The sequence below is a fragment of the Streptomyces sp. NBC_01390 genome, assembly GCF_045040105.1.
Lineage (GTDB): Bacteria > Actinomycetota > Actinomycetes > Streptomycetales > Streptomycetaceae > Streptomyces.
Window position 1 is genome coordinate 11,180,066 of sequence record NZ_CP109551.1, and the last position, 22,322, is coordinate 11,202,387.

The following is a 22,322-nucleotide window of genomic DNA, read 5'->3' on the forward strand; positions in this document are numbered from 1 at the left end:
GCCCCTCCCCTTTACGCAGTCACCCCTTGACGGCGCCCTCGGTCAGGCCGGAACGCCAGAAGCGCTGAAGGACGATCATCGCGGCGGCCAGCGGCAGGATCGACAGGAACGCGCCGCCCACCGTGAGCTGGTAGAGCTCGGGATACCGCTGCGCCTGCGACTGCCAGGTGGTGAGACCCAGCGTCAGGGGGTACTTGTGGTCGTCGGAGAGCATGACCAGCGGCAGGAAGTAGTTGTTCCAGATACCGACGAACTGGAAGAGGAACACGGTCACCAGCGCCGGTGTCATCGTGCGCAGGACGAGGGTGCTGAAGATCCGCCACTCGCCGGCGCCGTCGACCCGTGCCGCCTCCAGCATCTCCGCGGGTATCGCCGCCTCGGCGTAGATGCGGCACAGGTACACCCCGAACGGGCTGACCATGCTGGGGACCAGGACCGCCCAGTAGGTGTTGGCCAGTCCCAGCTTGCTGAACAGCAGGTACAGGGGGAGTGCGAGGGCGGTGCTCGGCAGCAGGACCCCGGCGAGCACGACCTTGAAGACCGCCTCGCGGCCGCGGAAGCGGTACACGGCGAGGGCGTACCCGGCGGCGCACGCCAGCAGGGTAGCCAGCGCGCCGCCGACCCCCGCGTACAGGAAGCTGTTCCACGTCCAGTTCCAGAAGACGCCGTCACCGTAGGAGAAGACCCGCGACAGGTTGTGCAGCCACTGCGGGTCGGAGAACCACAGCCCGAAACTGCCGAAGAGGTCCGCACTGCTTTTGGTGGAGGCCACCACCAGCCAGTAGACGGGCAGCAGGAAGTAGAGGGCCGCGACCGTGAGAAGGGCGACCACCAGGATCCGCGAGGGCTCCGGCCCCCGGCGCGGCCGACGGTCACGGCCGGCCGTGACGGACCGCGAGGCGCCAGTGGGAACGTCCACCGACTTCGTCGTCTGTGGTGTGGACACGCTCACCGTGCACCCCTTTCCTTGCGGTTCACCAGGCTGAGGAAGCCGAAGGACAGCACACTCGCGACCAGGGCGAGGATCACCGACTCGGCAGCGGCGAGGTAGATGTTGTTGTTGGCGAACGCCTCGTTGTAGGCGGCCAGGTTGGGTGTGTACGAACTGGTGACGGTCGAGGTCAGCGGCTTGATGACCAGCGGTTCGGCGAACAGTTGCAGGGTGCCGATGATGGAGAACACCCCGGTGAGGACCAGCGCGGGCCGGGCCAGCGGCAGCTTGATCCGCACCGCCGTCTGCCAGGCGCTCGCGCCGTCGATGCGCGCGGCCTCGTACAACTCCTGGGGGATCGACTTGAGTTGGGCGACGATCACCAGCATGTTGTAGCCGGTGAACTCCCAGATCACGATGTTGGCGATGGACCACAGCACGCTGTGATAGCCGAGGAAGTCGGGCGCGAGACCGGCCCTCCCGAGCAGGTCGACCAGTGGGCTGACGCCTGGTACGTAGAGAAAGCCCCACAGGATGGAGGCGATGACGCCGGGGACGCCGTACGGCAGGAAGTAGGCGGCTCGCAGGATGCCCGCCCAGCGCTGGGAGAGCGTGTCGAGGACCAGCGCCAGCCCGGTGGCGAGCAGCAGCATCACGGGGACCTGCACGATGCCGAAGAGCAGCACCCGCCCGAAGCTGCCCAGGAAGTCCGACTGCCGCAGCGCGAGGGTGTAGTTGTCGAGGCCGGCGAATCCGATGGTGGCCGGACCCAGGCCCAGAGGTCCGGAACGGATCGGCTTCAGCAGACTCTCGTAGACCGCGTAGCCGAGCGGAAGGACGAACACGAACAGGAAGAGGGTGACGAAGGGGAGGAGGAATCCCCAGGCCGCGCGGTCCGGGCGCGCGCCGCGCCGGCGGACGGCCTCCGCGAGGTTGGTGGTGCTGCTCATGACCGGCTCCTCGCCTTCAGGCCCTTGGCCAGCAGGTCGTCCACGGTGCGTTTCTGCGCGTCGGCCAGAGCCGAGGCGAAGGTGCCCTCGCCCGCCATGACGGCGCCGAAGGCGTCACCCAGGTGGGCGAAGTCGGCGTCCGTGGTGGGGGACCACTTCCAGGAGGTGTCGATGGCCCGGTCGGAGGCGGTGAAGACGTCGTTGTACCGCTGTCCGCCGAAGAACGGGTCGGGCTTGTCGAGCGCCGACCCCTGGAACACGCCGGTCGCCGCGGGCCAGCCGTAGCCGACGGCGATGTTGAGGTCGATCGCCTGGGGGTCGGAGTTGATCCAGTGCGTGAACCGCAGCGCCTCACGCGGGTGGCGGCTGCCCTGAAGGACCGCGGTGGAGGCTCCGCCCCAGTTGGCGGAGGCGTTCTGTCCCGCCTTCCACTGGGGGAGCGGGGCGACCCGCCACTTGCCCTTGGTGCCGGGCGCGTTGCCGCGCAGCAGGGCATCGCCCCACTGGGGGCCGATCCAGGTGACCACCTGTCCGGTCTGCAACTGCCGGTACCAGCCGCTGGACAGATCGGGTTCGGCGAAGACGAGGTCGTCCCGGACCAGCCTCTGCCAGTACTCGGCGACCTCGCGGGAGCGGTCGTCGTTCATGCCGACGACCCAGGTGTCGCCCTCGGTGTCCGTCCAGCGGGCCCCGCGCTGCCAGCACATCGCGGCGAACCAGGCCGGCGAGTTGGGGTTGAACGCGGACAGCCTGGCGCCGTCGCCGCGGGCCTTGACCACCCGGGCGGCCTGCTCGAAGTCGGCCCAGGTGGCCGGTGCCTTGATGTCCCACTTCGCGAGGAGGTCCTCGCGGTAGAAGAGCCCCATCGGGCCGGACGCCTGCGGAATGGTGTGCACCCGCCCGCCGAAGACGCCCTGGTTCCACTGCCACGGCACATAGCTGTCACGCAGTTCGTCGGCCCCGTAACTGCTCAGGTCCGTCAGCCCGTTGACGAGCATGAAGGCGGGCAGCTCCTGGTACTCGACCTGCGCCAGGTCCGGCGCGTTGCCGGCCGACAGGGCGGCGTACATCTTCTGATAGCCGCCCTGGGTGCTCGCCGGGACGGCCTGCAACTCGACATGGATGTCGGGGTGCGTCCTGTTCCACAGATCGACGGTCTTCTGCATCGGCACCCAGGTCCAGAAGACGAGATTCACCTGCTGACCCGGGCGGGTGGCCGCCTGCCGGGTCGTGCGGGCAGCTCCGACGGTCTGCCCGCAGGCGGTGAGCGCCGGAAGGGCGACCAGTGCTCCGGCCGCACCCGCACCCCACCGGAGCAGCGCCCTCCGTGAGGGTGGTGAGCTGTTCATGTACGCCCCTTACATCCCTGTGTCTGCGGCTCGATCAGTCAGCTTGGGACGGCACCGCCACCCAGTCAAGATATATTCATAATTAATTGAAACAGCTATGGTGGGTGCGGAAAGCCGAAGGGAAGAGGCGAACGATGACGGAGTGCCACAGGATGGCCGGACTCGTGGCCGTGATCACCGGCGGCGCGCACGGCATCGGCGCGGCCACGGCACGAAGGCTCGCGGCCGAGGGCGCGACCGTCGTGATCACGGACGTGGACGACGCGGCGGGCAGGACACTCGCCGCGGACATCGAGGACGGTGCGGGACGCGCGGAGTACGTACGCTGCGACGTCACCTCGGCCGCCGACTGGGAGCACCTGGCGCGCCACGTCGAGGAGCGCCACGGGCGCCTCGACATACTGCACAGCAACGCCTTCGCGCAGGTCAACAAGCCCGCACACGAGCTGAGCGAGGCCGAGTGGGACGGTCAGATGGCCGTACTGCTCAAGCCGGCCTGGCGGGCCATGAAGACCTTCGCGGTCATGCTGCGCGAGGCCTCGGGCTCCGTCGTCCTCACCTCCTCGGTGCACGCGGTCATCGGCCTGCCGGGCCACGCCGCCTACGCTGCCGCGAAGGGCGCCCTCTGCTCGCTGGGACGCCAGTTGGCCGTCGAGTACGGGCCCGGCATCCGGGTCAACACCGTACTGCCCGGCCCCATCCTCACCGCCGCCTGGGACGGCATCCCGGAGGCCGACCGGGCACGCAGCGTGGCCGCCACGGCGGCGAAGCGGTTCGGACAGCCGGAGGAGGTGGCCGCCGCCGTCGCCTTCCTGGCATCGGCGGACGCCTCGTACGTGACCGGAGCGAGCCTGGTGGTTGATGGAGGATGGAGCGTCATGAAGGAGTCCTCGTGAAGGACGCGCACCCCGCGGTGGGACGTGTGCGGCCCGGGCGAACAGGACCGGAACGGAAACGGAGAACACGGTGATCCATCCCGGTAGGGGGCTGCACGGCCAGGCGGTTGAGGAGCTGGGCCGACGCATCATCCGCGGCGACTACCCTCCGGGCTCCGTGGTGGACCCGGCCAACTTCGAGACAGAGCTGGGCGTCAGCAAGACCGTGGTCCGCGAGGCGATGCGCGTGCTCGCCTCCAAGGGCCTGCTGGAGTCACGGCAGAAACGCGGTACGACCATCCGGCCCCGCGCCGACTGGAACCTGCTCGACAGCGACCTCCTGCGCTGGCAGGGCAGCAGCGCTCCGACCGACGCCTTCCTGGAGGACCTCGCCGAGGTCCGCGCCATCGTCGAGCCCGCCGGAGCCCGGCTCGCCGCGACCCGCCGCACCGCCGCCGACCTGGACGCGATGCGGCAGGCACTGGTCGCGATGGCGGCGGCGGGTACGGACGCGGCGGCGATGGTCGAGGCGGACCTGGCCTTCCACCGGGCCCTGCTGGACTCCGCCCACAACGAACTGCTCAGCCGGATGGAGGTCGTCATCGAGGCCGGCCTGCGCGTCCGCGACCGGATCGTGCACGGCGCCCAGCACTTCTCCGACTCCATCCCCGTGCACCAGGAACTGGTCGACGCCGTGGAAGCGGGCGACCCGGACGCCGCCGCGGCGGCCGTCGCCTCACTCCTGGCCCAGGCCTCCGACGACCTGGCCGCCGTACAGGCCGGAAAAGACAGGGAAAACCGCGCCGCCGACGTCGCGACCGACACGCCGCCGAAGGAAGTTCCTTGAAGATAACCGGACTTGAGACGTTCCTGGTGGCTCCGCGCTGGCTGTTCCTGCGCGTCGCCACCGACGAGGGCGTCACCGGCTGGGGCGAACCCGTCATCGAGGGCCGCGCCGAGACCGTACGCGCAGCGGTCCACGAACTCGCCGACTACCTCGTCGGCAGGGATCCGCTGCGCATCGAGGACCACTGGCAGGTGCTCACCAAGGGCGGCTTCTACCGGGGCGGCCCCATCCTCTCCAGCGCCGTCGCCGGCATCGACCAGGCACTGTGGGACATCGCCGGCAAGACCTACGGCGTGCCCGTGCACCGCCTCCTCGGCGGCCCGGTACGCGACCGCGTCCGCATGTACGCCTGGATCGGCGGCGACCGCCCGGCCGATGTCGCGGAACTGGCCGAGGAACAGATGAAGGCCGGCTTCACCGCCGTGAAGATGAACGGCTCGGCCGAGCTCGCCCCGATCGACACCCCGGCCCGCACCGCCGAAGTCGTCGAACGCGTCGCCGCCGTCCGTGCGGTGCTGGGCGAGGAGCGGGACATCGCCGTCGACTTCCACGGCCGCGCCTCCACCGCCATGTCGCGCCGCCTGCTACCCCAACTGGAGCCGCTGCACCCGCTGTTCGTCGAGGAACCCGTCGCGCCGGAACACTCGGCCAACCTGCGCAGCCTGGTGGAGTCCACCAGCATCCCGCTCGCCACCGGCGAACGCCTCTACTCCCGCTGGGACTTCCGCGACGTCCTCGCCAGCGGCATCGCCGTCGCCCAGCCCGACCTCTCGCACGCCGGCGGCATCTCCGAGGTCCGCCGTATCGCCGCCATGGCCGAGACGTACGACGTCACCATGGCCCCCCACTGCCCGCTCGGCCCGATCGCCCTGGCCGCAAGCCTCCAGATCGCCTTCTCCGTACCGAACTTCCTCATCCAGGAACAGAGCATGGGCATCCACTACAACCAGGGGTCCGACCTGCTGGAATACGTGATGGACCCCGAACCCTTCCGCTTCCGGGACGGCTACGCCGTCGCCTCCACCCGCCCGGGTCTTGGCGTCGAGATCGACGAAAAGGCGGTACGTCACGCTGCCGAGAGCGGCCACCGCTGGCGCAACCCCGTATGGCGCGGCCCCGACGGGGCGTTCACCGAGTGGTGACCCTTGCCCGCCCCGGACCCGGCCCCCGATCCCCGCAACCTAGTCATGACCGAGGAGAGCCCGATCCCATGAACCTGGTGGAATCGCTTTGTGCCCACCGCCTGCTGGCGATCGTCCGGGGCAAGGATCCCGAGGCGGCGCTGCGCACGGTATGTGTCCTGGCCGAGTCGGGGATCGAGGCCGTCGAGGTGTCACTGACCACCACGGACGCGCCGGCTGTCATCCGGCGGGCGCGCGCCGAACTGGGCCCCGACGCGCTCCTCGGCGCCGGCACGGTGCGGTCGGCCGCTGACGCCGCCCGTGCTCTGGACGCGGGTGCGTCGTACCTCGTGACCCCGGCGCTGGTCGACGGTCTGGCGTCGTTCGGCGTGCCCGTGCTGATGGGCGCCCTGACGCCGAGCGAGGTCGAAGCGGCTCTCGCCCGGGGTGCCGACGCGGTGAAGCTCTTCCCCGGTTCCTTCGGTGGCCCCGGCTATCTGAAGGCCCTGCGCGACCCGTTCCCCGAGGTGCCCTTCGTGCCCGTCGGCGGAGTGGACGCGACGGCCGCCCGCGCCTACCTGGACCGGGGTGCCATCGCCGTCGGCGTCGGCTCCCCGCTGGTCGGGGACGCTGCCGACGGCGGCGACCTCGACCAACTCCGCGCCAGGGCCGCCGAGTTCCGTGAGATGGCCGCAGGGAGGACGCCGTGACGACGACGGTCGGCCAGGGCGTGCCCGAAGTGGTGACCTTCGGCGAGACGATGGCGGCCCTGCGGGCCCACGGGGCGTTGCGGCTCGGCGGCAGCCTCGGCCTGTCCGTGGCGGGAGCCGAGTCCAATGTCGCGATCGGCCTCGCCCGGCTCGGCCACCGGGTGCGCTGGGCCGGCCGGGTCGGTGCGGACGAACTGGGCGCGCTGGTCCTGCGTACCCTGCGCGCCGAGGGCGTCGACATCGACCACGCCGTCACAGACGACGCCGGCCGCCCCACAGGCCTGCTGCTGACCGAACCCCGCCTGGGCACACTCACGCGCGTCAGCTACTACCGCGCGGGATCGGCGGGTTCGGCGGTCTCACCGGCCGACGCCCTGTCCGCGCTGGCCGCCGGGGCCCGCATCCTGCACCTGACGGGCATCACCCCGGCGCTCAGCGCGTCGGCGGCGGAGGCCGCGCTGGCCGCCGCCGGGGCAGCTCGCGACGCCGGCATCACCGTATGCCTCGACGTCAACCACCGCTCCCGGCTGTGGACCACCGACCAGGCCCGCACGGCCCTCCGGCCGCTCCTGGACCGTACCGACCTGCTCATCGCATCGGAGGACGAGCTGCCGCTGATGCTGGAAGAATCCGGCGCGCGCGAATCCGAGGTTGTACGCGGCATCCTGGCCGCCGGCGTCGACGAGGTGGTCGTCAAGCGCGGTGCGCGCGGCGCGACCAGCTTCACCGCCGACGGGGCGACCGACCGCGCGGCACGACAGGTCGACGCGGTCGATCTGGTAGGCGCGGGAGACGCCTTCGTCGCCGGATACCTGTCCGGCGTCCTCGACGGCGCCGACGTCACGGGCCGCCTCCACCGGGCGGTCACCACCGCCGCCTTCGCCGTCGCCACCCGGGGCGACTGGGAAGGCCTTCCGACGCGGGACGAACTCGGGCTGCTCGACGAGCCCGACGGAACGACCATCCGCTGACGTGGGAGACCTGACATGACAGCAACGCCAGTGTCCGCGGCGGTCCTCGTGGACGGAGGGTACGAACTCGCCGAGGGCGGCCGCTGGGTCGACGGCCGGTATGTGTACGTCGACATCCTCAGCGGCCGGCTCTTCGAGCTGCGTGCCGGCACCGGAAGCGTGGCGCCGCGTCAACTGGCCGCACTCGACGTGCCGTTGGGCGCCGTCGCACCGGTTCAGGACAGGCCCGACGCGTGGATCGCCGCCGCCGGCACCGGCATCGCACTGCTCACCGCCGACGGCGCACTGGAATGGCTGGAGCGCCCGGAGGACCGTACGCCGGTCCCCAGCCGCATGAACGACGGCGTCGCCGACCCCGGTGGCCGCTTCTGGGCGGGCAGCATGGCCTACGACGGGCACCCACGGCGCGGGCTCGCTCTACCGAACCGACCCCGACGGCACGGTTGTCCGCGTCCTCGACGGCCTGACCATCGCCAACGGCCCGGCATTCACCGCCGACGGCGCGACCATGTACGTCGCCGACACAGCCGCCGGCACCATCCTGCGCTGCCGGGTCGACCCCGTCTCGGGCGACCTCTCCGGCGTCCCCGACACCTTCGCCCTACTTCGCGACGACGAGGGCAGCCCCGACGGCATGACCGTCGACGAGGAGGACTGCCTGTGGGTCGCGCTGTGGGGCGCCGGCACGGTCCGCCGCTACCACCCCGACGGTCACCTGCTCCGCACCGTGACCGTCCCCGCCCCGCATCCCACGTCGGTGTGCCTGCACCCCGCCGACAACCACCTCCTCGTCACCACGGCCCGGCACGGGGTGAGGAACCCGACCCCGGCCGACGGTTCGGTGCTCACGGTTCCCGTGAGGGTCCGGGGGACGGCGGCCTGCTCCTGGCGGGGCCGGGTCTGAGGGGCCCCTGAGCACGCGCGCCCAGACGCATTGGTGGCGCCCGTTCTGCCTCGGGGCGACGGAACGGGTCAGGCCGACTCAGTGACGCGAGTGTGTCTGCACAGGTACGTCGTCCAACTGCTGGGCCCGGGTCCTGCGCTGAGCCGCGATGCGGCCTCCGCCGGAGATGCCACGGACGGCGAGGGCGATGAGCGGGAGCAGGGTGAGGACGGCGATGACCGTGCGATGAGGGCGACGCTGTGGCCGGCGTCTCCGAAGCGGCGGGCGGTGGCGAGCCCGAGACCGGGTCCGGCTCCGATGAGGGCGAAAGTGGTCACGGTGGTCCTTGTCCAGGAGCTGTCCGAGGGGCAGGGAGGCCTGCCCGACGCCCGCGATGAACGGCGTACGGGTCAGGGCTTCAGCAGCGCCTTGATGGCGCGGCGTTCGTCCATGGCCCGGTAGCCCTCGGCGACCTGGTCCAGGGGCAGGGTGAGGTCGAAGACCTTGCCCGGGTTGATCCGGCCGGTCATGACCCGGTCGATCAGGTCCGGCAGGTAGCGGCGCACGGGGGCGGGGCCACCGCGCAGGCCGACGTGGGAGAAGAACAGCTCCTGGCCGTCGATCGCCACGCCGTGCGGGACGCCGACGAAGCCCACGCTGCCGCCGGGCCGGGCGGAGTGCAGTGCCTGCCGCATGGCCTCGGGGGTGCCGACGCACTCCAGTACGGAGTCGGCGCCGATGCCGCCGGTGAGGTCCTTGACGCGGGCGATGCCTTCGTCGCCGCGTTCGGTGACGATGTCGGTGGCGCCGAATTCCAGGGCCAGCTGCTGCCGGGACTCGTGCCGGCTCATGGCGATGATGCGCTCGGCGCCCAGCTCCCTGGCGGCGATGACACCGCACAGGCCGACCGCGCCGTCCCCCACGACGACGGCCGTGGACCCGGGCTTGACCTCGGCGGCGACGGCCGCGTACCAGCCGGTGCCCATCACGTCGGAGACGGCGAGCAGGCTCGGCACGAACGCGCCGTCAGGATGCTCGTCGGTGGCGACCAGCGTGCCGTGGGCGTTGGGGATGCGGATGTAGTCGGCCTGACAGGTGCTCATGAACTCGCGGTGCAGACAACTGGACTGGTAGCCGTTGCGGCAGTTCGCGCAGGTGTTGTCCGAGGTGGCGAAGGAACCGACCACGAACTGCCCCGGCTTGACGTTGGTGACCTCGCTGCCCACCTCCTCGACGACGCCGACGTACTCGTGCCCCATGGGGTGGGGTTCGTCCACCGGCTCCGCGCCGCGGTAGGGCCAGAGGTCCGAGCCGCACACGCAGGTCGCGACGGTGCGAATGACGGCGTCGGTCGGCCGGCTGATTTTCGGGTCTCCGAGTTCCTCGAAGCGCACATCGCCGGGGGCGTGAATGACTGCTCCGCGCATGATGGTGTTTCCTTCGGTACGAAGTCCGGAACCGCAGCCGGGAATCATCTGGAACGACTGCTCGAAATCGAGCCTCGCACGCGGGGGCGGGAGCGAAAAGTGGAGGAATCTATCCGGGGAGCGAAGAAGCGCCGCTCCGAGCTGAGCCCGCGCACGGTCGGGCTGCCGGAGACGGGCGGGCCCCGACGGGTGGCCGGGCTGCGCCGGGAGGAGGTCGCCCAGCTCGCCTCGATCAGCACCGACTACTACACCCGGCTGGAGCAGGGCCGTATGCAGGCGTCCGCTCCCGTCCTGGACTCCGTCGCCCGTGTGCTCCACCTGGACGACGACGAGCGGGGCTATCTGTTCCAGCTCGCGGGCAGGACCACCACCCGCACCCGGCGCCACGGCAGGCAGAAGGTCCAGGCACAGCTGCAACGCGTACTGGACGACCTCACCGCCACCCCGGCCATCGTGCAGGGACGGCGCGGGGACATCCTGGCGTGGAACGCGCTCGCGGCGGCCCTGGTCACCGATTTCTCCCGCATCCCGGAGAAGCACCGCAACTACCCCCGGCTCATCTTCACGGATCCGGCGATGCGCAGCCTCTACGCCGACTGGGAGGGCTCGGCGCGGATCGCCGTGGCGCAGGTGCGGATGGAGGCGGCGAAGTATCCCGAGGATCCCCGTCTCGTCGAACTGGTCGGTGAACTGTCCACACGGGACAAGCAGTTCGCCCAGTGGTGGGCCGATCACCGCGTCGTCGGCCACACCGTGGGCACCAAGGCCCTCAATCATCCGGTGGTGGGAGAACTCGTCCTCGACTGGGACACCCTCACCGCCAACACCGATCCCGACCAGCATCTGACCGTGTGGACCGCCGCTCCCGGTTCTCCCACCCATGAACGGCTGCGCATCCTCGCCTCCTGGGCCGCCGACCAGAACATGTCGCCCTCTCCCTCTCTCCGCTGACCGATGCCCACGGCAGCCGTCCCTCACGCCGCACCAACTCACGCGCCCCGCCGGTCCGGGCGAGCTCGCCCGGACCGCCAGGGCCGCCAGTACGGAGAATTAGTGATTCGGGGTCAGGACTGGTTCCACTCCTGTGACCAGGCGGTGTAGCAGTCGAACTGCGCTTGCTGGATGCGGTCGCCGGTGTTCTCGTTGAGGGGCTGCAGGCACTTGCCGCTGTGCCGGGCGACCAGCTGCGGCCAGCCGGTGTGGGTGGTCGTCCCCGTGGTCCACTGCTGGTTGTAGCCGCTGTTGCAGTCGGCTATCTGCACGAGCGCGTTGTTTGACTGGCCCGCATTCACGACCTCCATGCATCTGCCACTGCTTGCGACGACCAGTTGGAAGTAGCCGCTGTCTGTCGTCCTGCGCGCCCACTGCTGGTTGACGGTTCCGTTGCAGGTGTACTGCTGAACCACGGAGCCGTTGGCCTGCCCTCCGACGTCCAGGCACTTGCCGGTGTAGTAGTTCTTGAACTGGTAGTAGGTCACGGACCGAGGCTTGACGGTCGTGACGCCCGCGCTCGCCGGTGAGGCGAAGGCCAGGACCGAGAGGGACGCTGCGGCCATCGCCGTGAGCCTGACAGCGGCCTTCCGGGCAGCAGGTCTTTTCATGCTGATGTCTCCTCTTCGCTTCTTCTGGGACTGTGCGGTGACGGCATTTCCGCGAGGGTCAGTGGTAGAAGTACGGATCCAGGACGGTGACCTCGGTGATCCGGTCGACGGGCAGGCCCGTGGTCTGTGCGGCCTGACGCACGGCCTCCGGAGACGGTCCGTCGTAGACGCAGTAGGTCACGCTCTTGTCACGGCTCACGTAGGAATGCACCCAGGTGACCGCCGACGCGGCGTTGCCCTCGATGACGCTCGTACAGGCCTTGGCGCCCTCGTCGTTCACCGGGATGTGCAGACCCTCGGGGAAGGTCCGTTGCACGAGATATCGCGGCATGTTGCACGCTCCTTTCCGACCACCACTGTCGGACGGGGAGCGGGCTTCGGACATCGGGAGCCGTTCCCTATGTTTGCTCGGCGATCTCCCCATGTCTGGCGGCCTCCTGGCGGGTCCGCACGCCGAGCTTGGCCAGGATGGAGGAGACGTGATGCCCGGCCGTCTTCTCCGCGATGCGGAGCCGGTCGGCGATCTCGGAGTTCCGCAGCCCGTCTCTGAGCAGGCGCAGGACATCGGCTTCGCGTGCGGTGAGCCCGTGGGGATGGGCGAGAGTGGAACGCCGTGGGGTCCGGAATCCCAGGTCACGCATCCGCCGGGCCACCAGGTCTGCGGCGGGTCGCGCCCCGAGGGCCTCGAACCCGCGCAGAGCCTCACGCAGGTGATCCGGGCTCTGCGCGAGCGCCAGGGCCGACTCGTACGGGCAACCCAGCTCGTCCCAGGTCCGGGCGGCCTCGGCGGGGTTCATCCGATACGGCGAGGCGGCGGCCGGGTGGACTTCCCCCGGCTCCGGTTCGAGCCACTGCCCGAGTTCACCGATCGCCCAGCCGAGGCCGAGCCGAACCACCTGTTCGTAGGCCTCGGACAGGTGGCTGTCGGCCTGTTGTCCGTTCAGCCACGCGAGTTCGGCGCGTCCCGCCGTGACCGGCCACAGGCGCTGTAAGTCTCCGGTCCGTTCGGCGAGCGACCAGGCCTCGTCGAGGGTGTCCGCCGCACCCGGCTGGCCCCGCCGGGTGCGCAACCGCCCCAGCACCGTCAGCGCGACGATCCGGCTCGGCGTGCACTCGGTGGCTCCCACCTGCTCGACCAGCGCTTCTGCCGCGGACCAGTGCCCTTGCTCCCACCGGCACCGGGCGAGCCATGCCGTGGCGTAACTCCGTACGTCGTCCAGGTCGCGGTCGGAGCACCACTTCATGGCCTCGTTCAGCCAGTGTTCCGCGATGTCGTAGCGGCGGACCTCGCCTGCCGCGGATCCGAGGTTGACCATCGCGCTCCCGACGGCCCCGTCGTCACAGGCCGCCCTGGCCGCCCGAACACTCCGGAGCATGGTCTGCTCGGCCAGGTCGGGCTCGGTGGACCACAGGGCGGAGCCGACCGCGTTCAGCGCGCGGGCCAGCAGGGTCTGTTCACCGAACCGCTCGGCGAGCACGGCGGCGTGGTTGCCGGTCCGCACCGCCCCGGGGATGTCCCGGGCAAGCATCAGAAGGTACGCCGACCACGTGTAGGCGGCGACCAGCCCGGGGCCCTCCGGCAGCCGCTCGGCGAGAGCGAGCGCCTCCTGCACCATGGCATGCGCCTCGGCGCTCCGGCCCTGGTTCCACAAGTAGTAGGAGCAATGTGCCATCAGAGCGGCCTCGCGCTCCTGGTCGCCTTCAGCCCGCCAGCGCTCGATCGCCTGCCGGGAGGAGACCACGGCCGCCGCGGCCCGTCCCGCTTGCGCACACGCCTCACCGTGGCGTTCAAGCAGTTCCGCGTGGTGGCGCGGGCTGATTCCGTCGGCGAAACGCAGCGCCTGGGCGTAGTGATCGGCCGCCTGCCGGTGAGCACCGACGGCGGCTGCCCGCCTCGCCGCCGCACCGGCGTGTACAAGGACGGCCGCCGCGTCGCCCGCCTCCTCCGCGTGGTAGACGAGCCTGGCCGGATCACTGCCCCACTGCGTCAGCGCGGCCAGCGCATGCTCATGCAGCTCGGTCCTGCGCGCCGACGGGATGCTCTCCTCGATGGCCAGCCTGGCCAGCTCGTGGCGGAACAGGATCCGCGTGCCGTCGCGATTCAGCATTCCCGCATCCACACAGCCGTCTACGGCTCTCCTGGGCGCCTGGACCAGAGGCGCGGGAGCATAACCGGGGAAGACGGCCACCGAGTCGAGTGCGTCGCGCTCCGCGGGGCCGAGACCGGCCGCCCGGGCCAGCACCGCGTCGCGTATCGTCTCGGGAACCCTGCGGTCGGGATCGGCCAGGACCTCGGTCACGAAGAAGGGGTTGCCGCCGGCCCGCGCGTGCAGTTCCGCGGCATCCGGACCGTCCGGCCCGACCAGCGTCGCGAAGGCCGCGACCGAGAGCGGTGACAGCCGAATGCGCAGCACGCTCCTGTCGGTGGCGAGCGCTCCGAGCACCGCGCGCAACGGGTGATCAGATCCGACCTCGTCGTCCCGATAGGTGATGACGAGCAGGCCACGAGTGGCGGAGATCCGGCGGGCGGCGAACATGAGCAGGTCGAGCGTCGCTTCGTCGGCCCAGTGCGCGTCCTCCACGACGGCGACGGCTTCCCGTGCCGTCAACTCGTCCAGAAACGCGCTGAACATGGCGTGCCGCGGGCTCTCCGCGGCCATCGTGGCGGCCAGTTCACCGGTCACCTGTCGTGCGATGTCGTGGAGCGGACCGAGTGGCTGCGGCGTGCGCAGCGCGTCGCACGAACCCCACAGGACCGGCCGGGGCAGGCTGTCGCAGAACGCCCTGAGGAGAGCGGTCTTGCCGATACCCGCTTCACCGGACACCAGAACCACCCGCCCTGCCGGGCAGCGTCGCAGTGCGTCAAGCCAGTGCTCCCGCTCGAGTAACGCCATATCGGGGATGGTAGCCCCGGCCTCGTGGTGTGGCGTGGGTCACGGGAACTTCTCGGCCCGGCCGGAGAGGTAGGGGGTGTGAGATGTGATGAACAGGAAGATCGGGAGCGCATGCGCGCACGGATCAGGGCGGGCGATCGCGAGGCGTTCGCCACGCTCTACGAGGAGCACGCGCGGTCGGTCTACAACCATGCCTACCGGCTGACGGGCGACTGGTCGGCGGCCGAGGAGGCCATGTCCGAGACCTTTCTGGCCGCCTGGCGTACCCGGCACGCCGTCGAGCCGGAGGGCGGCTCCCTGCGGCCGTGGCTGCTGGGGATCGCCACGAACAAGGCACGCAACGCCAACCGTGGAATCGGGCGGCGCCTGGCCTTCCTGGCCCGCCGACCCGCCCCGGAACCGGTGGCGGACATCGCGGACGCCACGGCCGGACGCGTCGACGACACCCGGCGGCTCGCCGCGGTCCGGCAGGTACTGGGCCGACTCCACCGCCAGGAACGCGAGGTGCTGGCCCTCTGTGTCTGGTCCGGCCTGGACTATGCCGAGGCCGCCGAGGCCCTGGGTGTCCCGGTCGGCACCGTACGGTCGCGGCTGTCCCGCGCCCGTACCCGGCTGCGACGGCTCACCGACGAGCAGCTCCGCCGGACACCGGACGGGTCCGTGCGGGAAGCACGACCCGGAGAAGAGGTCCGACCCGGAAGGGAACCCCGCCAACGCCGCGGAGAGGTAGAGAACAGGGCCGCGTTCGTGGCCCCGCCCATCCAGGAGGAAGCCCGATGAACGACCGTACCTCCGGCCCCGCACGGGCCGAACGCGAGGAACTGGCCCGGCTGCTGCCGGCCCCGGCCGAACGGGACCTGCCCCCGGGCCGTCATCTCCACCACAAGGACACCCTGATGCGTCTGATCGACCAGGACGGCGCCGGCACCACCGCCAGCACCACCGCCCGCCCCCGACCCCGCCTCCTGCGCCCCGCCGTCCTGCTGCCCGCCGCCGGACTGGCCCTGGGCGGGGTACTGCTCACCATGCTCGCCGTGACCGGCCGCGATCACGCTCCGGCGCCCTCCGCCTCGGGCACCGGCTCCGAGGTCACGGCCCCGCGTGGCGGCGCGGCCGTGCTGCTCGACCGAATCGCCTCGGTGGCCTCGAAGAGCGACGAACAGACGGTCATCGGCGACCAGTTCGTGTACGTCAGGACGCTGCAGACCGAGAACGAGGGCAAGTTCGACGGCCCGGTGAAGCTGACCGAGCCCCGCGAGCGCGAGGTCTGGATCACGCAGAAGCCGGGGCCGGTGATCGACGAAGGCCTGATCCACCAGGACGGCTCGTACTTCCCGATCACCGTCGGGGGCCCGGACGGCGATACGGCTGTCGGCTACCCGGCGGGCCTCAACCGGCCGACGTACACCTGGCTGGCCTCCCTGCCCACCGACCCCGACACCCTGCTCCAGCGGCTCACCAGCGAGATCACCACGGACCAGGACGCGCGTGACACCCCGGCCGAGGACCGGGACCCGGATCAGGACGCCTTCGACGCCATCGGTGAGCTGCTCCGGGAGACGGTGATGCCACCGAAGACGGCGGCCGCCCTCTACAAGGCCGCGGCGAAGATCCCCGGCGTGACCGAGGACTCCGACGCGGTGGACGCGGCCGGCCGGCACGGGATCGGCGTGGCCCGCGACAACACCCGGACCGGTTGGCGCACCGCCTGGATCTTCGACCGGACCACCCTGGAGTACCTGGGCGAACGGAGCTACCTCATCAGGGACACCTCCATGGGCAAGAAGGGCACCCTGATCAACCGGTCGGCAGTCCTGGAGCGAGGGGTCGTGGGCGCCCTCCGCGAAAGGCCGTCGACCAGGAAGCCGTCGACGACGACCTGATCCCGACAGGGGGCTGGGGCCGGGGGCTGGGGGGAGGCCGGGGTGTGGCTACGGCCCAGCCGGTCCGGCGCAACTGTCGGACGGCCGAACGAAACGGCCTAGCTCGTCCAGCTGTGGGCCACGTCGACGACGACCCGGTCGGCCAACTGGATCACACGGAACGGCAGTCGGGCGCGGACGCCGAGACCGACCTGCGTCTGGCCTTCGGAGGTGCCGCCGAACCGGGTGTCCCGGAAGGTGCTGTACCCGCTGATGTTCACGCCGGGCAGGGGCTTGCCCACCTTGCCCGGGTAGGTCGGCACGCCGGCCTCCAGGTCGTAGCTCCACGCGCCGATGCGGATGTCGAGGATCGCCCCGCCGGCGACCGGGATGTACTGGCCGGAGGGGTCGGCGTAGAACCCGTCCACGTACTGGACGTTGTAGCCGATCTGGCCACCACCGGGTATGTCGAACACGATGCGGTCGTAGCACTCGTGCTGTCCGGTCCTGACGTCCGTCAGGTGATCGGCGCCCATGACGGCGCCACCGCTCTTGACGCCGCTGCCCCAGCCCGTCGGGCAGGCCGCCGCCGTGCGCGCGTACTCCGCCGGGGCCGCGTCCGCGGTGCTCGCCGCCGTCCCCAGCATCGCGCCCGCCAGCGCGAGCGCCGTCCCTGCTGCTCTGATACCTCGCATGATGTCCCCCTTGGTGCCGCGACTCTGACGTCTGGTGAGACTGCCCGCCATACCGGAAGGTTGTACGCCAGGCGGGACAATTGGGGAATCCTGCCGTCCATGAATTTTCCCCGGGCACACCGGACCCGACGCCCAACAGGGCTCGCGACCAGGGCGCACCGATGCCGCCGAGCGACTGGCCCACCGGCGGCCGGCCCGGCGAGTGCCGGACCGAGGAGCGGACGAGCGGACGCTCTGGGGGCGATGTCTAGCCGACCAGACGGCGGCGCCACTCCAGAGGGGCGACGGTGATCGCCCGGTCGGGGTCGCGGTCCCAGTCGGCCTGGAGACCGGCCGCTTCCAGGGCGGCCATGACCTCGTGACCGACGGCCGTGGTGGTCTCGGGCGAGCCGTCGAATCCTCCGTAGAGGAGCATCAGCCCGTGGCCGGCTGCGGCAGAGTCCGTGCACTGGGAGTGGAAGTAGACGAAGCTGCGGGCGCCGGCCCCGCCTTCGCCGCCGATCTCGGTGTGGCCGCAACTGCGGCAGCAGGTGAAATTCTCGCGGGCGGTGATACCCGACTTCTGTAGAGCGGCGAACGCGCGGGTGAGGCGTTCAGGATCGGTCTCGCCCTTCCACTCGGCCTGCTCCGCGACGCGCTCCAGCCACATCCGGTCGGCCAGCGCCTGCGCCTGCTCGCGCGACACGGGCCGGCGGTCCGCGGTGACCAGGTACTCCTCGGTGAGCTCCGCCAGTTCGGCACGACCGGCGTAGCCACCGACCAGCATCTGTCGGACGCGCTGCTCCAACTGCTCGCGCTCGCCTTCGGACAGGTCGAGCGGCGGCACCTCGCGGCCGAGACCCATGTCCAGCAGCGACCAGGACAGACCGGAGCTCCCTGCAGAACCTTGCCGGGCCCAGCTGGTCATCGCCTCGATCACGGCTTCGGCACCGTCGACCACTACACCGTCGACCACTACCTGGAAATGCCGGGCGGCAGAACCGTCGCGGTACTCCAGCGTGTAGTCCCCGCCCGCCTCGTGCCAGACCTGGGCGAAGACGTCGGGCAGGTCGGGTATCCGGTGACACACCAGAAACCTGTCACCCTCCCCGCCGATTCGCCGGACCAGCCCAGCCAACTCCTCCGCGGACACGCGAACGTGCCGCTCCCCGTTCTCCGTCTCCACCACGATCTCGAGCATGCACAGACTCTGGCACGCTCGTCGGCGCGCGCTGCTGTCGACTCCGCCCGATCGCACCAGCCGCAGGTCCGTCTCGCCTGCACCCCTGGTCCGCCCCCCCGTCCCGGCTCCTCACCGCAAGCCCTCGGCCCGCCTCGCCCACTGCCAGCGCTGTCGACATGGTGGCTGGACCTGGTCAGCCGCGTAGTCGCACGCCATAAATCCGGCGACGTCGACGGGCGTCCCCGGGATACTGGTCGCCCATGGAAGAGGTCAAAGTCGTCGTCGCCCACTCCGAGCGCGCGACCCTGCGCGTCGGCGACGTGTTCGTGAAGGTGGACGCCGATCAGGCGCGCATCGACGCCGAGGTCGAGGCGATGGCCCTGGCGCCGGTCCCGACCCCGAAGGTCCTGTGGCGCAAGCCGTTCGTGCTCGCGATCGCCGCACTCCCGGGGACGACGCTTGGACGCCTGGGCGGGCCGTCGACCGGGTCTCCGGAGGCGTGGGCCGCCGCGGGCGCCGCCATCCGGAAGTTGCACGACGCGCCGTTGCCGCCCTGGCCCGGCCGGGGAAGGAGCCTCACCGAGTTGGCGGCGGATCTCGACGGCGAGTGCGAGCGGCTCGTGACGAACGGTGTCCTGCCCGCCGGCCTCGTCACCCGCAACCTCCAGGTCGCCGAGGCCGCACTCCGCCCGTGGACTCCGGTGTTCACGCACGGCGACCTGCAGATCGCGCACGTGTTCGTCGACGGCGACGAGGTCACCGGCATCATCGACTGGTCCGAGGCAGGCCCGGGTGACGCCTTGTACGACCTCGCCACCTTCACTCTCGGCCACGAGGAGCACCTCGGCGACGTCATCGCCGGCTACGGCACCGACGTCGACCTCGACGTGATCCGCGCGTGGTGGTCGCTGCGAAGCCTGCTGGTGATTCGCTGGCTGGCCGAGCACGGTTTCGACCCGTTCGCACCGGGCTGCGAGGTCGACGTACTGAGATCCCGGCTGTGAGGCTGCGTGCCCCCGGTACTGCTGTGAACGCGTTCTGGCGCATCGCGAGGGCCATCCTCTGGGCGATCACCTGTCCATACGCTCAATTGCGCCTCGATCGCCGACCGGACGGCCGTCGGCCACAGCCGGGGCGGACTGGACACGGGCCTACGACCGGTCACCCTGTCCTGGACAGCGACGATCCCCGGCCTTGTCGGCTGCCCGACCGTCTCCCGGACGGCGAACAAGAAGTTGCCCCGAGTTCGAAGGGCGTGCCGGAGTTCAGCGTCGGACCGCCACGGTCTCCGTGCGGGGTGTCGGTGTTCAGCGCGGGGCTGCCACGGCTGCTGCGGCTGCGGCGAGGATGCGGTGTAGGACGGGGACCGGGATCGCCGGGTTGGTGACCGCCGACATTGCGGTGTCGCGGTCGTGCAACAGCCCGGCCAGGACGCGGGCCGGCAGCCGCGGATTGCGCACCACGGTGCCGCGGACGTAGCCCACTGGGTCGTTCAGCAGCCGCGCTGCGTCGGCCGGTGACAGCCGGGGGTCCTCAGCTGCGCGGCGGCGCACCTCGGCTTCGGGATCCCGGGCCAGGCGGGCCACGTCGTCCGGTGTCGACTCCGGATCGTCCAGGGCCAGACGACGCATCCGCCCGCTGGGGTCGGCGGTGTAGCGCAGCAGGCCCGCACGGGGAAAGTTGGGGTGGCTGCGCGGCCGGCCGGGGTGGCTGAAGCTGCCGTCCCACCAGCGCCAGACCTCCAGCAACATGTCCGCCGGCGCCTCCTCGCACGATTCGGCGAGGAACAGGCGGACCACCCGGTCCTCGTCCCGTGCCAGGCAATCCACGACATCCGGCGGGAGGTGGCGGGCTCGGGCCACACTGCGGCGGACCTGCGGGTGGGACGACGCGGCGAGTCGGCGCATCGCGTCGGCGTCGCCGTGCAGGTCCTCGACCCAGGGCAGGGTGCGCGACATCGAGGTCGAGTCGAAGTCGTGGCGCACCGCGGCGCGTTGTTCCTCGGTGAGGTCGGGGCGCAGCGCCACCGAGGAGCGGATGTCGTCCTGCGGGTCCTGGGCCAACACGGCGACGCCGTGCGCGCCCAGGCCCGGGTTGGCAGCCAGCGCCCGACGTACCTCGACGTCCTCGTCCCGGACCAGCTCCGCCTCCAACTCGGGTGCGAGGCGGCACCGTTCGAGCGCCTGCCGCGGGTCGGGCAGGGCGGCGAACACCTCGCGAGGCATGGGTACGCCGGTGTGGTGGGCGAGCAGCGCGGCCGTTCGCACCGCGTCGTCGGTGTCGGCCAGCAGCCGCTCCCGCAGCGGCGCAGCGAGGTCCTCCCACCGGGCACAGGCCGCCGTCCGTACCCGGGGGTCGGCGTCGGCCGCAAGGCCAGGGAGATGCTGTGCGGGGAGCCCCGGGAGTTCGGCGGCTGGCACGCGGGACGGGCCATCGAGGAGATCGTCGTACAGGTCCTCGGGGAGTTGCGCGCCCCAGTTGCAGGCGCGCTCCGCCCAGAGCACGCGTCGATCCGGCGACGGCTCGGCGCGGACCAGGTGGACCCACTGACCGGACGTGAGCTTGGGCCGGAAGGTGTCGGCGGGCCTTGACCGCACCTGCGGATCGGGGTGCGCCATGGCGGCGTCGAGGACGACGGGCCGGTCACATCCGTGCAGGAAGCCAGGCTCCACATCCAGCAGCCGGATCAGCAGTTCGTCCGTCGCTGCCGGGTTGGATCCGATCCCCTCCGCCCAGTGCAGAGGCCACGCACGTCGGCCGGGCACCGCCGCCCACACCTCGGCACGTTCGGCCTCCGTCTCGCGCCCGGCGGACGTGGCAGCCTCCTCCAGCCGCTCCCGCAGTCGGTCGAGGGCCGTCACCCGCGGCCCGTCCGCGCCGGGTACCTCCGCCAGCAGCACCTGCCCGTCGAGGGAGAGGGCCACGAACCCGGGGGCGCCGGTCAACTCCGGCACGCCGTTCCCCGAATGCCGGACCCGGGTCCACCAGGAGTCGTTGCCGCCGATCCGATGCCTGAGGACGGCCACCAGGAACTGTCCGTCGGCATCCCGAAGGCGGCGCCACCACGAGGCATCGAGCGCTTCCCGGGCCACGCCGTCCGGCGCCGAGATCCCCCGCGCGATCCGCCAGCAGGCCTCCGGCGGAAACAGGCTGCCCGGGCGCAGGTCCTCGACGACCGTGAGTCCGGCGCGTTCGAGTAGTTCGTGGAGTTCCCCTCGGTGCTGCACCCGGTGATCATCCCCGCCTGCTCTCGGTGGGACAAGGCCGGTCGCCAAGCCTCACGCGCAAATTGCCACGGGCGTACGCGAGTGACCTGAGGGGGGCAAGGAAGTGGGGCTCGGCGGCCCCCTACTCCCAGTGCGCCGTGGCTACGACAGTTCCGTCCGGGGATGTCAGGCGGGCGCCGGTCACCGTTGCGGGATCGACCTCGACCGGTGTGCCCCAGTACCCGTAGCCGTCCTTGAGCGGGAACGAGCCTGCCGGGACCGCCGATCCGTCGGCGTGCACGAGCAGACAGCGCACGGGGCCCTGGCCGGACCTGTCGAGGTCGACGGACATGTACACCCAGCTCTGGTCGCCGGTGTGGGCGAAGATGTGACCCACCTCGCGGCCGTCCGCGACCAGGGCCGCCTGGCGCAGGCCGCTGTCCGACCGCTGCGAGACTGCCGTAGGTGCGCCCACGACTACCGTGCCGATCGCCCATCCACCGAAACCGCAGGCCAGAGTCGCGGTGACCGCGGCCGCCGCCAGCCGCAGGCGGCGCCACCGCCACTGGCCCAGCCCGTTCCGCTGCCACGCCCGACGGCGCTTCGGCGCGGGTTCCGCGCCCAGGACCCGTACGACCCTGCTCTCGAAGCCGACCGGCGGCTCGGCGTCCGGCAGCAGGGCGAGCAGGCCGTCGCCGACCGCCGTCAGTCGCTCGACACGCTCCCGGCACTCCGGGCAGCCGTCCAGATGGGCGACTGCCTCGGCCCGCTCACGGGCCGGCAGGACCCCGAGCGCCAGTTCGGCGTCCAGCTCCCGCAACCGCTCGCACTCCATGCC

General features: G+C 71.1%; 20 protein-coding genes and 1 pseudogene. 10 read left to right on the forward strand and 11 right to left on the reverse strand.

Features of this window, described 5'->3' with window-relative positions; genetic code table 11:
- Positions 1-19: 19 nt before the first annotated feature.
- From OG241_RS49850 to OG241_RS49860, 3 genes are read right to left on the reverse strand one after another with little or no spacing between them, the layout of a single operon-like run.
- A complete protein-coding gene (locus OG241_RS49850) occupies positions 20-919 on the reverse strand; it encodes a carbohydrate ABC transporter permease (protein WP_405826868.1) in 900 nt (299 codons plus the stop codon).
- Positions 920-948: 29 nt separating this feature from the next.
- Positions 949-1,881, reverse strand: coding sequence for a carbohydrate ABC transporter permease (locus OG241_RS49855; protein ID WP_405825851.1), 933 nt, complete (start codon positions 1,879-1,881; stop codon positions 949-951).
- A complete protein-coding gene (locus OG241_RS49860; RefSeq protein ID WP_405825853.1) occupies positions 1,878-3,230 on the reverse strand; it encodes an ABC transporter substrate-binding protein in 1,353 nt (450 codons plus the stop codon). Before OG241_RS49860 ends, OG241_RS49855 begins: the two co-directional genes overlap by 4 nt.
- Positions 3,231-3,382: 152 nt before the next feature.
- Between OG241_RS49860 and OG241_RS49865 the strand changes: the two genes are divergently transcribed.
- The 6 genes and pseudogenes from OG241_RS49865 (at position 3,383) to OG241_RS49890 (ending at position 8,658) form a co-directional block, all read left to right on the forward strand.
- A complete protein-coding gene (locus tag OG241_RS49865; RefSeq protein ID WP_405825855.1) occupies positions 3,383-4,126 on the forward strand; it encodes an SDR family NAD(P)-dependent oxidoreductase in 744 nt (247 codons plus the stop codon).
- 70 nt (positions 4,127-4,196) lie between these two features.
- Positions 4,197-4,952, forward strand: coding sequence for a FadR/GntR family transcriptional regulator (locus OG241_RS49870; protein ID WP_405825857.1), 756 nt, complete (start codon positions 4,197-4,199; stop codon positions 4,950-4,952).
- Positions 4,949-6,094 (forward strand): galactonate dehydratase, encoded by a 1,146-nt coding sequence (gene dgoD, locus OG241_RS49875; RefSeq protein WP_405825859.1) that lies wholly within the window; start codon positions 4,949-4,951, stop codon positions 6,092-6,094. The genes OG241_RS49870 and dgoD overlap by 4 nt, the downstream gene beginning before the upstream one ends.
- Before the next feature lie 68 nt (positions 6,095-6,162).
- Positions 6,163-6,783 carry a bifunctional 4-hydroxy-2-oxoglutarate aldolase/2-dehydro-3-deoxy-phosphogluconate aldolase gene (locus OG241_RS49880; protein WP_405825861.1) on the forward strand — a complete coding sequence of 207 codons (621 nt, stop codon included), beginning with the start codon at positions 6,163-6,165 and terminating at the stop codon, positions 6,781-6,783.
- A gap of 50 nt (positions 6,784-6,833) precedes the next feature.
- Positions 6,834-7,754 carry a sugar kinase gene (locus OG241_RS49885; protein WP_405826870.1) on the forward strand — a complete coding sequence of 307 codons (921 nt, stop codon included), beginning with the start codon at positions 6,834-6,836 and terminating at the stop codon, positions 7,752-7,754.
- A 114-nt stretch (positions 7,755-7,868) separates the two neighbouring features.
- Positions 7,869-8,658: pseudogene (locus OG241_RS49890) on the forward strand (SMP-30/gluconolactonase/LRE family protein).
- 389 nt (positions 8,659-9,047) lie between these two features.
- On the opposite strand, the gene OG241_RS49895 reads toward OG241_RS49890, so the two are convergent.
- Complete coding sequence (locus OG241_RS49895; protein WP_405825863.1) at positions 9,048-10,064, reverse strand: zinc-dependent alcohol dehydrogenase family protein; 1,017 nt, start codon at positions 10,062-10,064, stop codon at positions 9,048-9,050.
- Positions 10,065-10,163: 99 nt separating this feature from the next.
- Here OG241_RS49895 and OG241_RS49900 point away from each other — a divergent pair, with 99 nt between their 5' ends.
- Complete coding sequence (locus OG241_RS49900) at positions 10,164-11,015, forward strand: helix-turn-helix domain-containing protein (protein WP_405825865.1); 852 nt, start codon at positions 10,164-10,166, stop codon at positions 11,013-11,015.
- Positions 11,016-11,128: 113 nt separating this feature from the next.
- On the opposite strand, the gene OG241_RS49905 is transcribed toward OG241_RS49900, so the two are convergent.
- The 3 genes from OG241_RS49905 to OG241_RS49915 form a co-directional block, all read right to left on the reverse strand.
- The gene (locus OG241_RS49905; RefSeq protein ID WP_405825867.1) at positions 11,129-11,665 is read right to left on the reverse strand and encodes an RICIN domain-containing protein; all 537 of its coding nucleotides are present in this window, start codon (positions 11,663-11,665) and stop codon (positions 11,129-11,131) included.
- Positions 11,666-11,723: 58 nt separating this feature from the next.
- Positions 11,724-11,996, reverse strand: a complete 273-nt coding sequence (locus OG241_RS49910; RefSeq protein WP_405825869.1) for a DUF4242 domain-containing protein — start codon at positions 11,994-11,996, stop codon at positions 11,724-11,726.
- A 67-nt stretch (positions 11,997-12,063) separates the two neighbouring features.
- Positions 12,064-14,559: an ATP-binding protein gene (locus tag OG241_RS49915; protein WP_405825870.1), complete on the reverse strand. Its 2,496-nt coding sequence runs from the start codon at positions 14,557-14,559 to the stop codon at positions 12,064-12,066.
- Between the two features lie 111 nt (positions 14,560-14,670).
- Between OG241_RS49915 and OG241_RS49920 the strand changes: the two genes are divergently transcribed.
- Positions 14,671-15,339, forward strand: coding sequence for an RNA polymerase sigma factor (locus OG241_RS49920; protein WP_405825872.1), 669 nt, complete (start codon positions 14,671-14,673; stop codon positions 15,337-15,339).
- The gene (locus tag OG241_RS49925; protein WP_405825874.1) at positions 15,336-16,442 is read left to right on the forward strand and encodes a CU044_5270 family protein; all 1,107 of its coding nucleotides are present in this window, start codon (positions 15,336-15,338) and stop codon (positions 16,440-16,442) included. Before OG241_RS49920 ends, OG241_RS49925 begins: the two co-directional genes overlap by 4 nt.
- A gap of 98 nt (positions 16,443-16,540) precedes the next feature.
- Here the strand turns inward: OG241_RS49925 and OG241_RS49930 are convergent, their stop codons facing one another.
- A complete protein-coding gene (locus OG241_RS49930) occupies positions 16,541-17,116 on the reverse strand; it encodes a hypothetical protein (protein WP_405825876.1) in 576 nt (191 codons plus the stop codon).
- Positions 17,117-17,363: 247 nt separating this feature from the next.
- Positions 17,364-18,296 (reverse strand): DUF6891 domain-containing protein, encoded by a 933-nt coding sequence (locus OG241_RS49935; RefSeq protein ID WP_405825878.1) that lies wholly within the window; start codon positions 18,294-18,296, stop codon positions 17,364-17,366.
- Between the two features lie 242 nt (positions 18,297-18,538).
- On the opposite strand from OG241_RS49935, the gene OG241_RS49940 reads away from it, so the two are divergent.
- Entirely contained in the window at positions 18,539-19,282 is a 744-nt protein-coding gene (locus OG241_RS49940) for a phosphotransferase family protein (protein WP_405825880.1), read from the forward strand.
- Between the two features lie 303 nt (positions 19,283-19,585).
- Here OG241_RS49940 and OG241_RS49945 read toward each other — a convergent pair whose 3' ends face one another.
- Both OG241_RS49945 and OG241_RS49950 read right to left on the reverse strand, forming a co-directional pair.
- On the reverse strand, positions 19,586-21,505 hold the full coding sequence (locus OG241_RS49945) for a hypothetical protein (RefSeq protein ID WP_405825881.1): 1,920 nt from the start codon (positions 21,503-21,505) through the stop codon (positions 19,586-19,588).
- Positions 21,506-21,626: 121 nt separating this feature from the next.
- Entirely contained in the window at positions 21,627-22,319 is a 693-nt protein-coding gene (locus tag OG241_RS49950) for a hypothetical protein (RefSeq protein ID WP_405826871.1), read from the reverse strand.
- Between the last annotated feature and the right edge of the window lie 3 nt (positions 22,320-22,322).

Excerpts from the sequence above, each read along its gene's own strand:
- OG241_RS49950 (WP_405826871.1), bottom strand. The coding sequence starts at position 22,319 with ATGGAGTGCGAGCGGTTGCGGGAGCTGGACGCCGAACTGGCGCTCGGG.
- OG241_RS49910 (WP_405825869.1), bottom strand. The coding sequence starts at position 11,996 with ATGCCGCGATATCTCGTGCAACGGACCTTCCCCGAGGGTCTGCACATC.
- OG241_RS49940 (WP_405825880.1), top strand. The coding sequence starts at position 18,539 with ATGGAAGAGGTCAAAGTCGTCGTCGCCCACTCCGAGCGCGCGACCCTG.
- OG241_RS49920 (WP_405825872.1), top strand. The coding sequence starts at position 14,671 with ATGCGCGCACGGATCAGGGCGGGCGATCGCGAGGCGTTCGCCACGCTC.
- OG241_RS49855 (WP_405825851.1), bottom strand. The coding sequence starts at position 1,881 with ATGAGCAGCACCACCAACCTCGCGGAGGCCGTCCGCCGGCGCGGCGCG.
- OG241_RS49895 (WP_405825863.1), bottom strand. The coding sequence starts at position 10,064 with ATGCGCGGAGCAGTCATTCACGCCCCCGGCGATGTGCGCTTCGAGGAA.
- OG241_RS49925 (WP_405825874.1), top strand. The coding sequence starts at position 15,336 with ATGAACGACCGTACCTCCGGCCCCGCACGGGCCGAACGCGAGGAACTG.
- OG241_RS49935 (WP_405825878.1), bottom strand. The coding sequence starts at position 18,296 with ATGCTCGAGATCGTGGTGGAGACGGAGAACGGGGAGCGGCACGTTCGC.
- OG241_RS49905 (WP_405825867.1), bottom strand. The coding sequence starts at position 11,665 with ATGAAAAGACCTGCTGCCCGGAAGGCCGCTGTCAGGCTCACGGCGATG.
- OG241_RS49915 (WP_405825870.1), bottom strand. The coding sequence starts at position 14,559 with ATGGCGTTACTCGAGCGGGAGCACTGGCTTGACGCACTGCGACGCTGC.
- OG241_RS49880 (WP_405825861.1), top strand. The coding sequence starts at position 6,163 with ATGAACCTGGTGGAATCGCTTTGTGCCCACCGCCTGCTGGCGATCGTC.
- OG241_RS49865 (WP_405825855.1), top strand. The coding sequence starts at position 3,383 with ATGGCCGGACTCGTGGCCGTGATCACCGGCGGCGCGCACGGCATCGGC.
- OG241_RS49930 (WP_405825876.1), bottom strand. The coding sequence starts at position 17,116 with ATGCGAGGTATCAGAGCAGCAGGGACGGCGCTCGCGCTGGCGGGCGCG.
- OG241_RS49860 (WP_405825853.1), bottom strand. The coding sequence starts at position 3,230 with ATGAACAGCTCACCACCCTCACGGAGGGCGCTGCTCCGGTGGGGTGCG.
- OG241_RS49885 (WP_405826870.1), top strand. The coding sequence starts at position 6,834 with ATGGCGGCCCTGCGGGCCCACGGGGCGTTGCGGCTCGGCGGCAGCCTC.